Raw genomic sequence first — 14,187 nt, 5'->3', positions numbered from 1 at the left:
CCGCTGTCCTCACTGCCCGGGGCGCGGAAACCCCGAGGAAGGCCTGCCGCCGCATGATCCTGTTGCTGTCGACGTCCGACACCGATCTGCTGAGCGCCCGCGCGGCGAACGCGGCGGACGCCCCGGTCCCCTACCGGTTCGCGAACCCCTCCCGGCTCCCCCTGGACGACCTCCCCGGGCTCCTCGACGGCGTCGACCTGGTCGTCGTACGCCTCCTCGGCGGCCTGCGCGCCTGGCAGGAGGGCCTCGACCTGCTCCTGGCGCCCGACCAGACCCGCCCGGTGGTCGTGCTCACCGGCGAACAGGCCCCGGACGCGCAGCTGATGGAGGCGTCCACCGTCCCCATCGGCATCGCCGCCGAGGCGCACGGCTACCTCGCGCACGGCGGCCCGGCCAACCTGGACCAGCTCGCCCGCTTCCTGTCGGACACCGTCCTGCTGACGGGTCACGGCTTCGAGCCGCCCGCCGCCTCCGCGACCTGGGGCCCCCTGGAGCGCACCCCGGGCCGCACGACCGGTCCGGTCGTCGCCGTGCTGTACTACCGCGCGCACCAGATGAGCGGCAACACCGCCTTCGTGCACGCCCTGTGCGAGGCCGTCGAGGCCCACGACGCGCAGGTGCTGCCGCTGTACGTGTCCTCCCTGCGCACCCCCGAGCCGGAGCTGATCGCCGCCCTCCAGTCGGCGGACGCCGTCGTCACGACGGTCCTCGCGGCCGGCGGCACCCGCCCCGCGACCGCCTCCGCCGGCGGCGACGACGAGTCCTGGGACGCGGGCGCCCTCGCCTCGCTCGGCGTGCCGATCCTGCAGGCGCTGTGCCTGACCGGGTCGCGCGGCACGTGGGAGGAGAACGACGAGGGGCTGTCCCCGCTGGACGCCGCGACGCAGGTCGCCGTCCCCGAGTTCGACGGCCGGCTGATCACCGTCCCGTTCTCCTTCAAGGAGATCGACGAGGACGGCCTGCCCGCCTACGTCGCCGACCCGGAGCGCGCCGCCCGCGTCGCCGGGATCGCCGTGCGTCACGCCCGGCTGCGGCACATCGACCGCCGCGACAAGAAGATCGCCCTGGTCCTCTCCGCGTACCCCACCAAGCACTCCCGCATCGGCAACGCGGTCGGCCTGGACACCCCGGCCAGTGCCGTGGAGCTGCTGCGCACCCTGATCGCCGGCGGCTACGACTTCGGTCCGGCCGACGGCATCCCGGGGCTGGTCTCCGGCGATGGCGACGAGCTGATCCGCGCGCTGATCGAGGCGGGTGGCCACGACCAGGACTGGCTGACCGAGGAGCAGCTGGCCCGCAACCCGGTCCGCATCCCCGCCGCCGACTACCGGCGCTGGTTCGCGGAGCTGCCGGCCGAGCTGCGCGAGAGCGTGGAGCAGCACTGGGGCGAGGCCCCCGGCAACATGTTCGTCGACCACTCGGCGAACCCGGAGGGCGACATCGTCCTCGCGGCGCTGCGCCGCGGGAACCTGTTGATCCTGATCCAGCCGCCGCGCGGGTTCGGTGAGAACCCGATCGCGATCTACCACGACCCGGACCTGCCGCCGTCGCACCACTACCTGGCCGCGTACCGCTGGATCCAGGCCCGCGAGCAGGACGGCGGCTTCGGCGCCGACGCGATGATCCACCTGGGCAAGCACGGGAACCTGGAGTGGCTGCCGGGCAAGAACGCGGGCCTGTCCGCGTCCTGCGCGCCCGACGCCGCGCTCGGTGACCTGCCGCTGATCTACCCGTTCCTGGTCAACGACCCGGGCGAGGGCACGCAGGCCAAGCGCCGCGTGCACGCCACCCTGGTCGACCACCTGGTGCCGCCGATGGCGCGCGCGGAGTCGTACGGCGACATCGCCCGGCTGGAGCAGCACCTCGACGAGTACGCGCAGATCTCGGCGATGGACCCGTCGAAGCTGCCGGCCATCCGGGCGCAGATCTGGACCCTGATCCAGGCCGCGAAACTGGACCACGACCTGGGTCTGGAGGAGCGGCCGGACGACGACGGCTTCGACGACTTCCTGCTGCACGTCGACGGCTGGCTGTGCGAGGTCAAGGACGCGCAGATCCGTGACGGTCTGCACGTGCTGGGCGGGGCGCCGACCGGTACGGCCCGGGTGAACCTGGTCCTGGCGATCCTGCGCGCCCGCCAGATCTGGGGCGGTACGACGGCCCTGCCGGGTCTGCGCGAGGCGCTGGGTCTGGACGAGTCCGCGGCGACGCGCACCTCGGCCGACGCCGTCGAGGAGCAGGCCCGCACGCTGGTGCAGGCGATGGAGGACGCGGGTTGGTCCGCGGACGCCGTCGCCGGCGTCGCGGCGGGCCACTCCGCGGACGTGGCGGCCGTACTGGACTTCGCCGCGCGCGAGGTCGTGCCGCGCCTGGCGGGTACGACCGACGAGATCGCCCACGTCGTGTCGGCCCTGGACGGCTCCTTCGTGCCGGCCGGCCCGTCGGGCTCGCCGCTGCGCGGTCTGGTCAACGTCCTGCCGACGGGCCGCAACTTCTACTCGGTGGACCCGAAGGCGGTCCCGTCCCGCCTCGCGTGGGAGACGGGTCAGGCGCTCGCGGAGTCGTTGCTGACGCGCTACCGCACCGACAACGGCGAGTGGCCGGCCTCGGTCGGTCTGTCCCTGTGGGGCACCAGCGCGATGCGCACGGCCGGCGACGACATCGCCGAGGCCCTGTCGCTGCTGGGCGTGCGGCCGGTGTGGGACGAGGCCTCGCGCCGCGTCACCGGCATCGAGGCGATCCCGCTCGCCGAGCTGGGCCGCCCCCGCATCGACGTGACGCTGCGCATCTCGGGCTTCTTCCGCGACGCGTTCCCGCACGTCATCGGACTCCTGGACGACGCTGTACGGCTGGCGGCCTCGCTGGACGAGCCCGCCGAGTCGAACTTCGTACGCGCCCACGCCCAGGCCGACCTGGCCGAGCACGGTGACGAGCGCCGCGCGACGACCCGCATCTTCGGCTCCCGCCCGGGTACTTACGGCGCCGGCATCCTCCAGTTGATCGACTCCCGCGACTGGCGCACGGACGCCGACCTCGCGGAGGTCTACACGGTGTGGGGCGGGTACGCGTACGGCCGCGGCCTCGAAGGGCGTCCCGCGCGGGACGAGATGGAGACCGCGTACAAGCGGATCACGGTCGCGGCGAAGAACACGGACACCCGCGAGCACGACATCGCGGACTCCGACGACTACTTCCAGTACCACGGCGGCATGGTGGCCACGGTCCGCGCGCTGCGCGGCACGGCCCCGGAGGCGTACATCGGCGACTCCACCCGCCCTGAGACGGTCAAGACCCGCACCCTGGTGGAGGAGACCTCCCGCGTCTTCCGTGCCCGCGTCGTCAACCCCAAGTGGATCGAGGCGATGCGCCGCCACGGCTACAAGGGCGCCTTCGAGCTGGCGGCGACGGTCGACTACCTCTTCGGCTACGACGCCACCACCGGCGTGGTCGCCGACTGGATGTACGACAAGCTGACGGAGACCTACGTCCTGGACCCGACGAACCGCGCCTTCCTGGAGGAGGCCAACCCGTGGGCCCTGCACGGCATCGCCGAACGCCTGCTGGAGGCGGAGTCCCGCGGCATGTGGGAGAAGCCTGACCCGCAGATCCTGGAATCCCTGCGCCAGGTCTACCTGGACACCGAGGGCAACCTGGAGGGCGAGGCGGAGTAACGCCCGCCCGCGACGACGGATGCCCCCGCCCCCTCCTTGGGGGCGGGGGCATCCGTCATCCCGCCACCCCGCGGGCGGTGGGGGCCGGTTCGGCCACACCTTCGCGGTCTGGTCGAGAGCGACCGGGGGCGAGGGTTTCGACACCGCTCGGCCCCGCGAGCCGAGCCCCCTTCGCACCACCCACCGGATCGCGCCACCACATTTCAAGCCTGCCGCCGGCTTATTTCAGCCCAGTCCGTACATATCTACCAACCCTCACGCAAATCGAAAGATCTTTCCCGTAGCTTTCGCGCCTGGAGGGACGCTCGAATTCCGTAAAAGAATGATGGCGAAAGGTACGTTCTGCAACTCCAACCACAGGGATGGATGCACCATGAACAAGCCCAACTCCATGGAATTCGACTTCGACGACCTTCCCATGGACGTCTTCGAACTGACCGACAGCGGCCTCAGCATCGAGTCCCTGACGGCCGGGCACGGAATGACCGAGACAGGGGCCTCCAGCCCCTGCGGTTCCTCGGTTTCCGGGGTGTGCAGCGGTTGTTCGGTCTGATTCAGTCGACGCTGCCGCCGAAGTTCTTTTCGGCGGCAGCGCCGCATTCTGCGGCAGTTCTCGAAGAGAGATTGCCGACCAACGGGGACGATAGGAATTTCCTGTGACGGAGCCTTCGGGAGCCGACTCGATCCGTCAGCTGAACCCGACACCCATCCTCCGCACGGCGGGCGTACCGGTGTCGGCACTGGCAACCATGCGCGGCTCACAGTCCTGGGATCTGGTGCAACGAATCCTCGACCGCAGTGCCTCGATCACGGTCGAGCGGGGCGAGATCTCCGATCTGCTGCACACCGTGATCGGCGGGGTCGATCACGAGGACACGATGCTCCGACCCCGACTGGTGTCCCTGCGCAGAGACTTGTTCAAGGAACGCGTTCCGAAGCAGGCCTGGGCCGGCCCGGTCATCGCGTCACTCCCCCCGGAGCTTCGCGAGAAGGTCGTCCGGTTCACCGACGCCCTCACCATCCGCCGACACCTGACCTCACAACTCGACGACATCCTGCCCGCCGAGCAGCGTGCGCTGGAGCAGGGCCTCCGAAGTTCCCTGCGCGACGACAACTATCGGCACGCGCTGTCACTCGCCAGTCCCACCCTGGCGGAGGAACTGGAAAAGTGGTTGGCCGACTCCGGTGTGAAGATGCGGCCCCAGACGATCGCCCGGCTCGGCGAGTATCTGACGAGGGCAGCGACCCGGACCAGCCCGTACAGCACGTTCACGATCAGCGGGTTCGGCGCGTGGGTGCCCGAGGGCGCGGCCCTTCGGTTCCTCGACGGCGGGAAAGTGCGCAGCGTCGTCGATCTCAGCCCCATGGCTCTGCGGAACGTGAAGCAATTCCTGACGAAGAACTCCCGCCTTCTTCCCGCACATCTCGTCCGGGTCAATCCCAGCGCTACGCCGGATTCAGGTGCGATCAGTTTCGTCCACGGTTCCGGCGAACCGATCCATTCCCTGCCGTCGACCGCCACGGTCGCGGAATGCCTACGCATCGTGCGCGAAAGCAACCGCTGCTCGCTCGGAACCCTCTGGGAGAAACTGGAAATCGCCTCGGGGCGTCCGCCCGAGACGGTCCGCCCGTTCGTGTCACGGCTGCTGGAATCCGGGCTCCTCGAACTGCACCCGCCGGTTCCCGACCAGTCTCCGGATCCATTCGGTGAGCTGGCCTCGTGGATCGAGGTCGAGGACCCGGCCGGTTCGGCCGACCTTGTGACCGGCCTGCGCTCCGTGCGGGACGCGCTGCGCATCGTGCTCGACCCCACCGTGACGGGAGGCTCCCGGCGCCACCGGGCACATCTGCGTGCGGCACTCGACGCGCTGGGGCAGGAGCTCCGGCCCTGGTGGCAGGCCGATGCGATCCAGGACAAGGGTCTGTTCCATGAGAACGCCGTATATCCCGCGCCGGTGGCCGAATTGTCCACCGAGGCCTGGCGGCCCGCCCTGGACGACCTCGATGCCGTCAGGCAATGGCTGGGACTGTTCGATCCCGCGCTGCCCCTGCGCATCGTGCTGTCGGAACTGTGCCACCGGCGCTTCGGGCCGGGGACCGCGGTGCCGGTCCTGGACCTGCACCGCGCCGTACAGGAGGAGTTGGCCGAGCCCGCCCATCTGCCGGACGTGGACCTCCAGGCCTTCCTCAGACCGCGGTGGCCTTCCCTGCGCGCCACGCTGGCCGCCTGCGGACTGCCGCGCATCCGGGAACTGGGTCGCCTCGTCGACGAGGCGACCACCATGGTCACCGGCCCCGCCGGAACCGGGACGGCGGTCAGGATCGACCCGGACTCCCTCCGGGAGTTCGTCGCCGGACTCCCCCCGTGGGTCCAGGAGCCGTCCTCCATGACCTGTTACGTACAACTGCTCGCCGATGGCGCCGAACCGCGCCTGGTGATGAACGTGGCGAGCCCCGGTCACGGGCGGGCCACGGCGCGGCTCGCGGCGATCGCCGACCAGGCGGGGGTGCCCACGGTGCTGGCGGAGCGCCCGGAGGTCCCGCCCGGTGAAGCGGTGCCGGCAGAGTTCGACGCGGCCTTCGGCAGCGGGCTGAACGTGCGCCGGCCGAGCGTCCCCTACGAGATCGCCTATCCGAGCGCGGTCAGCGGACGACCCCGTGACCGACAGATCGACATGGGAGACCTGGTGGCCATCGCCGACCCGGTCGACGGGCTGCTGCGCCTGCATGCGCGACGCCTGGGGAAACAGGTGCACCCGCTCCATCTGGGACTGATCGGCGAGCCATTCGTTCCTCCCCTGGCCAGGCTGCTGATCAGTGGCTTCGCGGCGCACGCCGTCCTCGAACCCGGCGTCTCCTTCCTCTCCCTCCCCCACACCGGCACCGACCCGGAGACGTCCGCACCCGATGCGGGTGGGGTGACCTTCCAACCCCGCGTGGAAGTGGGCAGGGTCACCATCCGGCGCGCCCGCTGGCTCGTGGCGCCGGACCGGGTTCCCGTCCGCGTGAAGGGGGACACTCCGGGCGGCCGGCTGCTGCGGCTGGCCGATTGGACACGGCGGGCGGGGCTACCGGACAGGAGTTTCGTACGGGCCCTTCCGGCGCCGTCCGAGGAGGAGAGCGACGTGGCGCGCTGGGTGCTCCAGGGCGGACACAAACCCGTCTATGTGGACCTCGCTTCCCCCCTGCACGTCCGGACGCTCACCCGCCTCGTCGAAGGGTGCCGCGGAATGATGGTCTTCGAAGAGCCGCTCCCCGCTCCCGAGAGCGCACCGCGGGGGGACGACGGATCCGCGCGGGTGACCGAGTTCGTGGTCGAACTCACGCGGCGGCACGGTCAGGAGACGAAGGGTGGATGAAAGCCCCTGGGTCAGTGCCCACATCTTCCACCAGGGTGACACCGACCAATTGATCCTGGGCGTGCTCGGCCCCCTCACGGCCCGTCTGCGGGACACGGGACTGAGCGACGCGGACTTCTTCCTGCGCTACTGGGAAGGCGGCCCGCACGTACGACTGCGGGTCTCCGTACCCGCCGTCGAGAACCGCGGCCCGGTGCGTACGGCCATATCCACGGCCTGCGACGCATGGTTCCGTGATCACCCGTCGGTGCCCTACCTGGACCAGGAGCAGTACACACGGCAGGCCGGCGTACTCGCGGCCCGGGAGGGCATGACGGCCCACGCGACGCGCCTGTACCCCAATGATTCGGTCCGGTTCATCCCCTACCGCCGCGAGTACCGACGGTACGGAACGGGTGAGCACATGGCCGCCGTGGAACGCCACTTCGCCGAATCCAGCGGGATCGCCCTGTCGCTGCTCGAAGCCGGCGCGGGGCCGGAGGAACGGCAGACCGCCGCCTACTGCATGCTCCTGATCGCCTGGTTCACCGCCGTCGAGAGCGACCCGACCCGGGTGGAAGCAGAAGGGCCCGGGAATTGGGCCGAATGGATCCGGCCCGAGTTCGAGGGGCACTTCGACCGCCGACGCGCCACGCTCATCAGCCTCCTGCGATCGATGCGGCAGCTGGCCCTGCGCGTGGGGGACCTTCCCGAAGCGGGAAACCTGGCCCGTTGGGCACATTCGGTACGGCGGCTGGCCGGATCGGCGCCCGATCGTGCGCGGGTGCTCGACGCCTGCGCCCACCTGCTGTGCAACCGACTCGGGGTGCAGTTGGACCAGGAAGGCTACGTCAGACATCTCGCGGCGCGCGCCATGACCGCGACGGCGGAAACGCCCGGACCGGAAGGAGAGTGAGTGAACCCGATGCCGTGGTACAGCGTCCTCGTCCGCTACGACGACCCGATCAAGGACAGCCTGCTGCTCGACGCAGTACAGCCCCTCTTCGACCGACTTCAGGCATGTGGCGAGGCCTACTTCCGACCGCACTGGCGGCGCGGCCCGCACATTCGGCTGAATTTCCGTACGACGGACGAGCTCTTCTCGCAGGTGGTTCTGCCCACCACCCGGGAGGCCCTGGGAACGTTCCTGGCGGAACACCCCTCCACCACCCGGCTCGACCCTGCCGTCGTCCTTCCGATGCACCGCAGGCTGGCCGAACTGGAAAACGACACCGCACCGTTGGAGCCGTGGCTGCCCAACAACTCGATCCACGCCACGGCGTACCAGGAGCGGTCCGGCGCGCTCGGCTCGCGGGAACTGGCACGGATACTGACCGCGTTCGACGTCGCCACCACGCCGCTGGTGTTCTCGATGCTCGACCATGTCCGCCGGGGAGGACAGCGCCTGCGGCTGGCTTTCGATCTCATGATCGCCACGGCTCACGGCCTCTCCGGAATGAGCCCCGCGGGGTTCGTCTCCTTCAGGTCGCACTCCGAGGCGTTCATCACCAACGAGTCACAGAGCGGCTCGGACCGCTCCTCGGCAGGCCGACGCGCAGGCTGGGAGCGCCACTACGACCGTCACTCCGCGTCGCTGACGACCCGGCTGAGCCACATCCTGGCCACCCTGGACGGTGCGGGGAAAGCAGTTCCGTTCGTACGTGCGTGGGTGGATGCCCTGGAACCGTACGGCGTTCACGCACACGCGCTGGCCACCGCGGAGCAACCCCTCATCGATGCCGCCGGCGAGGATCCGTACGGAACCCTGGTGCCCGCCCGTAGTCCGTTCCACCGCACTCTCGGCGCCGACGAGGCGATCGCCCTGCTGCGGTCCCCCGCCTTCACCCGCTACCGGCTCATGCTCAACCTCACCTACCTGCACATGACCCGCCTCGGCATCAGCCCGGAAGAACGCTTCCTGCTGTGCCACCTTGCCGCGGCGGCGGCCGAGGACGTCTTCGGCTCCTCCTCGCAGGAGCTGGCACACGACCTGGTCAGGAGGGCGGCCGGGTGACCGCCACCGAAACCGTCGCCGTCGGCGAGGAACTGCTCTCCCTGCGGTCGGGTGTCCATCGCACAGAGGACGCAGGCGGCACGCACCACCTGGTGGCGTGGCCGCGCGTGCGGCGGCTCGGGCCCCTCGACCCCGACCTCCTGTCGGTTCTCGATCTTCTCGCGCGTCGGCCCGTGCTCCGTTCCGAGTTGACGGACCGGAGCGCCGGCGACGCCAGTGGCCGCCCGGGGCCGGTCGCTCGACTGCTGGACCTCCTGCTGGCGGACGGCTGGTTGCGCCGGACCACCTGTGCGGGCAACGGCCCCCTGTGGACCCTGTGCCCGGCGGGGACCCCGCTCCCCGAGGCGACCACGGCGCGCCCCGTCGAGGCCGTCCTGTCCCGCTTCGCCGTACTGCGTCACGACGGCAGCGACCTGCTCCTGGAATCGCCACGCTCCTCCTGCACCGTACGCGTCCACCCGCTCGGTCGGAGCGCGCTGTCCGGGGTGTTCGCCGCGGACGGTGCCTCCGGTCCGCTCGCCGACGCACTGTGGAAACACGGGTTCCTCGTGGCGGACGGCCGGAACCCGGAAGAGGACGAACTCCGGCTGCGCCAGTGGAGCCCGCACGAACTGTGGTTCCACACCCGCAGTCGGCTGGGCGGCCGTACCGACTCCGAGGACGGCTTCGGCGGAACGTGGTGGAGCCGTGGCGAGTTCGACGAGCCCTCCGAGCGGCACGGCCCTTTCCCCGGCCCGCGGCTCCCCCTGCACCGCCCGGATCTCAACGCACTGCGGGTCTCCGACCAACCGCTCACAGCTGTGCTCGAAGGAAGGCGGTCGCTGCGCACCCACGACGACACGGCGCCCCTGTCCGCGGAGCAGCTGGGGGAATTCCTCTACCGGTGCGCCGCCGTCCGCGAACCCTCGGAACCCGACGGCGCGCCGTCCCGGCCGTATCCCGCGGGTGGTGCGCGGTACGAACTCGAGATCTACCCCGTCGTACGACAGGTTAAGGGGCTATCAGCCGGGATGTACCACTACGACCCCTTCGACCATCAGCTGACGCTGGTGTCCGACCCCGGACCGGAGGTACGGCGCATGCTCGGTACGGCCGCCCGCATGGGGGGTATGGAGCAACCGCCGCAGGTCCTTCTGGTCATCTCCGCTCGATTCGGCCGGACCATGGCCAAGTACGAGTCCATGGCATACGCCCTCACCCTCAAACACGTCGGCGTCCTCACGCACGTGATGTACGCGGTGGCGACCTCCATGGGGCTCGCGCCCTGCGCCTTGGGCTCCGGGGATTCCGAGGCCTTCACGGCCGCGAGCGGACTCGACGCGTTCACCGAATCGAGCGTCGGGGAGTTCTTGCTGGGCAGCCGGGAGGTGACGGGAGCATGAGGTTGCGCATGCGGGACCACGTGTACGTCGCGCCGGTCGCGGACGGCGCGTTCGCCCTGACGCCGCGCGGGCCGGTCCGGTTCTCCGGCTCGTCCGTCCACCAATGGATCGAGCGCCTCGCGCCGCACCTGGACGGGACGCGCACGCTTGCCGAGCTGACCTCGGGAATGACCGAGCAGCGCCGCGCCTTGGTGGAGCAACTGGCACGGGCCATGCTCGACGGAGAACTCGCCGTCCGGGTGGACGAGCCGGCCGGGAGCCTTCCGTCCGAGAGACCGCGGTGCCTGCTGGCCGGTTCGGGCGCCCTGCACGAGGCCGCCGCGCGCGTGCTGGCGCACGCCGGTCTCGACGTGCGCGGGGGAACCGATCACGGACGGATACCGGACACCGTGGACGCCGTCGTGTACGTGGGCGACCGTCCGGATGCGGAGCTGATCCGCGTGTTGGCCGGGCAGTGCGCCGCGCTCGGCATTCCACTGACCTGCATGGCCGCGGCCGGAGACGCCGTTTGGCTGCTTCCCCCGGCGATTCCCGTCGCGGGCCGGAATGTGTGGGCAGCCGCGTGGTGGCGGGTGGAACCTCCCGGCGAGTGGCCGCCGAAGCCGTTCGCATCCGGTGACGAGGCGCCCCCGAGCGGCGCCGTCCTCACGGTCGCCGCGGCGCGGCTGGGCAGCGCCCTGTCCGGCTTCCTCGCCGGTTCCCGCGACAGGGACCCGGGCCCGCCCTCCCTGATCCGCATCGACCCGGTCACGCTCGGGTCCACCACGCACCCGTACGTCCCTCACCCCTTCGCGGTACCCGCCGCTCCGGGCACGCCGGAGGAACTTCTGGAGTCCGTCGCCCGGTGGCGAGCCGCCCCCGCGCTGACGGAGGAAGAGTTCTCGCAGCGAGCCGTCGCCGGCGTCGACCCCCTGACGGGTCTGCTGTCCGGGGTGTCGGAGGGCTCCCTCCCCCAACTGCCCTTGTGCGTGGCGCAGGCGACGGTCCGCGACCCGTGCGGGCTGCTCGGCGGCACCCCCCTCGTGGTCACGGGCACCGGACGCGACTTCACCGCGGCGCGGCTGGACGCCGCCCGACGCGGCTTCGCCGCCTACGCGGCCCTGACCTTCGATCCCCGTCGCACACGGGACGGCAACGTTCTGGGGTACGACATGGGCGACGGGAGCGCGTACCCGCTGGCGGCGGCGCTGGCCTTCCCTGCGCTCAGCGCCCGGTCCGGACGCCTTCGCCCACCGGCCGGCGTCGCCTCCGGGCTCAGCCTGCGGCAAGCTCTGGAGGAGGGACTGACCGGGAGCTGCCGGGAGTTCACGGTGGAGCGGTCTCTCGCAAGTACGAAGGCGTTCCCACGCGTCGCCGTCGAAGACGTCCCCGCGGCGGCGGACACCTACCGCCGGACGCTGGAGATGATCGGTGAACCCTGGTGGGTCCATGACATCACCGACGCCACGGGGATACCCGGCTACGTGTTCGGCACAGGTGACCGGACGGTGGCGTACACGAGCTCCCTCGTCCCCGACCACGCGCTGACCGACGGCTTGACCCAGTTGCTTCTGGACCACCAGGCACGGACCAACTCCAGTCCGCAGTGCGCCCCGGACCCCGTTCCCCCCTTCCCGCGCGGCCTCCGCGCAACCGGCCGTACGGCGTTCGTCCGGCCGGCGATCTCTCTGCGGGCCGCTGTGGCGAACCTGCGCCGGCTCGGCCTGAGGGCCGTGGCCGTTCCACTCGATCACGACCTGGAGGCAGACCTCCTCATGCCCCATCCCATGCATGTGGTGTTGATCCATGCGTAGGCGGACGACAGTGGCCGTGGTCGGTGAGGGCGCCCTGGCCAACGCCGTCCGGCAAGCCTTCCTGACCGGCGAGCGGGAGTTCACCCTTGTCCCCTCGGCACCGGACGGGCCCCTTCCGCCCGTTGATCTCGTCGTCGTCAGCAACGACGGCTGGGACACGCGTTCCTACGCGTCCGTGCGCGCCGAATGCGCGCGCCGGAGTGTGCCCTGGCTACCGGTCCGAGCGGAACTCGCCGCGCTGGTGATCGGCCCGCTCGAACGCGAGGGAGAGCAGGGATGTGGTCAGTGCGCCGAGCTGCGCCGAGGCCGGGCCCGTCAGGATCCGGAAGGCCACACCGCCGTCATGGGGCTGCACGCGCGCGAGCTGGCCGAACGGCCCTCCCCCGCCCTTTCTCCGCTCGCCGTCCAGGTCGCGGCGGCCATCGTCGCCGACATAGCGGGTGGTCCCCTCGCCGGGGAGGAGGGCCGGGCACGCCGCGCCCTGTTGCGCGTCGATCCCGACACCGCGGCCGTGTCCGTCCACCGGTTCCTGCCGGACCCCTGGTGCGACGTCTGTGGCCGCCTGCCCGACGACTCCCCGGAGCGGGGCAGGCTCGCGTTCGCCGCGCGTCCGAAGTCCGATCCGGGGAACTACCGGCTCGGTGAAATCGACCTGGACCACCTCGTCCGGACCTACGTGGACGAAGAAACGGGCCTGATCCGTTCCTTGCGAACAGGGTCGGACGGCGGGGTGGCAACCGCCGTGGCTCCCCTGGGCGTGCGCGGGAAGACCGGGGCCCCCGAGTACGGATTCGGTCGGAGCCGCAACTACCGGACCAGCCGAACGACCGCGATCCTGGAAGGGTTGGAACGGTACGGCGGCGGGCTCCCCGGTGGCGCGCGATCCACCGTCCGAGCCACCTACCGCGAGCTTGCCGACCAAGCCCTCGACCCCCGGAGCCTGGGGCTCCACCCCGAGGACCACTATCGTCGCCCGGGCTTCGGGCTCCGCCCCTTCGACGTCGACACTCCGTACGACTGGGTCTGGGGATACTCCTTCAAGCGACAGGGGCCCGTTCTGGTGCCCGAGTCATGTGCGTACTACCGGGCGCGACACCGCTCGGAGCCGGGGTTCGTCTACGAGATCTCCAACGGATGCGCGCTCGGCTCCGGCTTGGAGGAAGCGATCCTGCACGGCGTCCTCGAAGTGGTGGAACGCGACGCCTTCCTCCTCACCTGGTACGCACGCATGCCCGTACCGCGACTCGATCTCGCTTCCGCGTCCGACCGGCGCGTTCCCCTGCTGGCCGAGGCGATATCGGCGGACACGGGATATGAGGTCCGGGTCTTCGACACCACGCTCGAAGAGGGCGTGCCGGCCGTCTGGGCCATCGCCTTGGACACCGGCGAAAGACCCGGGTACCCGAGAGCGGTTTGCACCGCGGGGGCGCATCCGGATCCGGAGCGGGCGGTGGTGAACGCCCTCGCCGAACTCGGTCCGATGGTCACGTCCGGCGTCGCACGCTATCCCGGGGAGGCCGAGCGGGCCGCTCTCATGACGCGTGATCCCTGGCAGGTGAAGGAAATGGGAGACCACGAGCTGCTGTACGGGAATCCCGCCGCCTTCGACCGCCTCGATTTCCTCCTCACCGCGGACACACAGCGCGCTTTCGCCGACGCGTTCCCCGGCTCCCGGATCCGCAACCAGGACCTCGGCCTCGATTTGGAAGAACTCACGGGGCGGTACCTCTCATCCGGACTCGACGTCGTCGTGATCGACCAGACCACCCCCGAGCACGAGGTGGGCGGATATCGCTGCGTCAAGACGTTGATCCCCGGAACCCTCTCCATGACCTTCGGGCACGCGTACCGACGGGTTGACGGACTGTCCCGACTCCTCGAAATGCCACACCGGCTCGGACACCGGAACGCACCCCTGCTGCCGCATGAGATCAATCCCCATCCTCACCCGTTCCCGTAGGTCCCGGTTTCCCCGCAGGAGAATCGTGT

General features: G+C 70.7%; 8 protein-coding genes. All 8 read left to right on the top strand.

The genetic code is table 11. The features are described 5' to 3' along the window. The first annotated feature begins 53 nt into the window (after positions 1-53). The 8 genes from cobN to ACFY0I_RS33545 all read left to right on the top strand — a co-directional run bounded on the left by cobN (position 54) and on the right by ACFY0I_RS33545 (position 14,158). Entirely contained in the window at positions 54-3,671 is a 3,618-nt protein-coding gene (gene cobN / locus ACFY0I_RS33580) for a cobaltochelatase subunit CobN (protein ID WP_388902856.1), read from the top strand. A 373-nt stretch (positions 3,672-4,044) separates the two neighbouring features. Then, positions 4,045-4,224 (top strand): thiomuracin/GE37468 family thiazolyl RiPP peptide, encoded by a 180-nt coding sequence (locus tag ACFY0I_RS33575; RefSeq protein WP_388902854.1) that lies wholly within the window; start codon positions 4,045-4,047, stop codon positions 4,222-4,224. 196 nt (positions 4,225-4,420) lie between these two features. Then, positions 4,421-7,030 carry a lantibiotic dehydratase gene (locus ACFY0I_RS33570; protein ID WP_388902851.1) on the top strand — a complete coding sequence of 870 codons (2,610 nt, stop codon included), beginning with the start codon at positions 4,421-4,423 and terminating at the stop codon, positions 7,028-7,030. After that, positions 7,023-7,925 carry a thiopeptide-type bacteriocin biosynthesis protein gene (locus ACFY0I_RS33565; RefSeq protein WP_388902849.1) on the top strand — a complete coding sequence of 301 codons (903 nt, stop codon included), beginning with the start codon at positions 7,023-7,025 and terminating at the stop codon, positions 7,923-7,925. The genes ACFY0I_RS33570 and ACFY0I_RS33565 overlap by 8 nt, the downstream gene beginning before the upstream one ends. 9 nt (positions 7,926-7,934) lie before the next feature. Further along, positions 7,935-9,023 carry a thiopeptide maturation pyridine synthase gene (locus ACFY0I_RS33560; RefSeq protein ID WP_388902994.1) on the top strand — a complete coding sequence of 363 codons (1,089 nt, stop codon included), beginning with the start codon at positions 7,935-7,937 and terminating at the stop codon, positions 9,021-9,023. Next, entirely contained in the window at positions 9,020-10,405 is a 1,386-nt protein-coding gene (locus tag ACFY0I_RS33555; RefSeq protein ID WP_388902847.1) for a SagB family peptide dehydrogenase, read from the top strand. The genes ACFY0I_RS33560 and ACFY0I_RS33555 overlap by 4 nt, the downstream gene beginning before the upstream one ends. After that, positions 10,402-12,198: a hypothetical protein gene (locus ACFY0I_RS33550; protein WP_388902845.1), complete on the top strand. Its 1,797-nt coding sequence runs from the start codon at positions 10,402-10,404 to the stop codon at positions 12,196-12,198. Before ACFY0I_RS33555 ends, ACFY0I_RS33550 begins: the two co-directional genes overlap by 4 nt. Beyond that, positions 12,191-14,158 carry a TOMM precursor leader peptide-binding protein gene (locus tag ACFY0I_RS33545; RefSeq protein WP_388902843.1) on the top strand — a complete coding sequence of 656 codons (1,968 nt, stop codon included), beginning with the start codon at positions 12,191-12,193 and terminating at the stop codon, positions 14,156-14,158. Before ACFY0I_RS33550 ends, ACFY0I_RS33545 begins: the two co-directional genes overlap by 8 nt. Positions 14,159-14,187 lie beyond the last annotated feature (29 nt).

The organism is Streptomyces sp. NPDC001568 (genome assembly GCF_042893755.1).
In the GTDB taxonomy this organism is placed as follows: Bacteria; Actinomycetota; Actinomycetes; order Streptomycetales; family Streptomycetaceae; genus Streptomyces.
Note: the sequence above shows the minus strand (reverse complement) of the source record. Positions and strands in the feature narration are given on the sequence as shown.

Coding starts and splice junctions, on each gene's coding strand:
- cobN (WP_388902856.1), top strand. CDS start 54: ATGATCCTGTTGCTGTCGACGTCCGACACCGATCTGCTGAGCGCCCGC.
- ACFY0I_RS33575 (WP_388902854.1), top strand. CDS start 4,045: ATGAACAAGCCCAACTCCATGGAATTCGACTTCGACGACCTTCCCATG.
- ACFY0I_RS33570 (WP_388902851.1), top strand. CDS start 4,421: ATGCGCGGCTCACAGTCCTGGGATCTGGTGCAACGAATCCTCGACCGC.
- ACFY0I_RS33560 (WP_388902994.1), top strand. CDS start 7,935: ATGCCGTGGTACAGCGTCCTCGTCCGCTACGACGACCCGATCAAGGAC.
- ACFY0I_RS33550 (WP_388902845.1), top strand. CDS start 10,402: ATGAGGTTGCGCATGCGGGACCACGTGTACGTCGCGCCGGTCGCGGAC.
- ACFY0I_RS33545 (WP_388902843.1), top strand. CDS start 12,191: ATGCGTAGGCGGACGACAGTGGCCGTGGTCGGTGAGGGCGCCCTGGCC.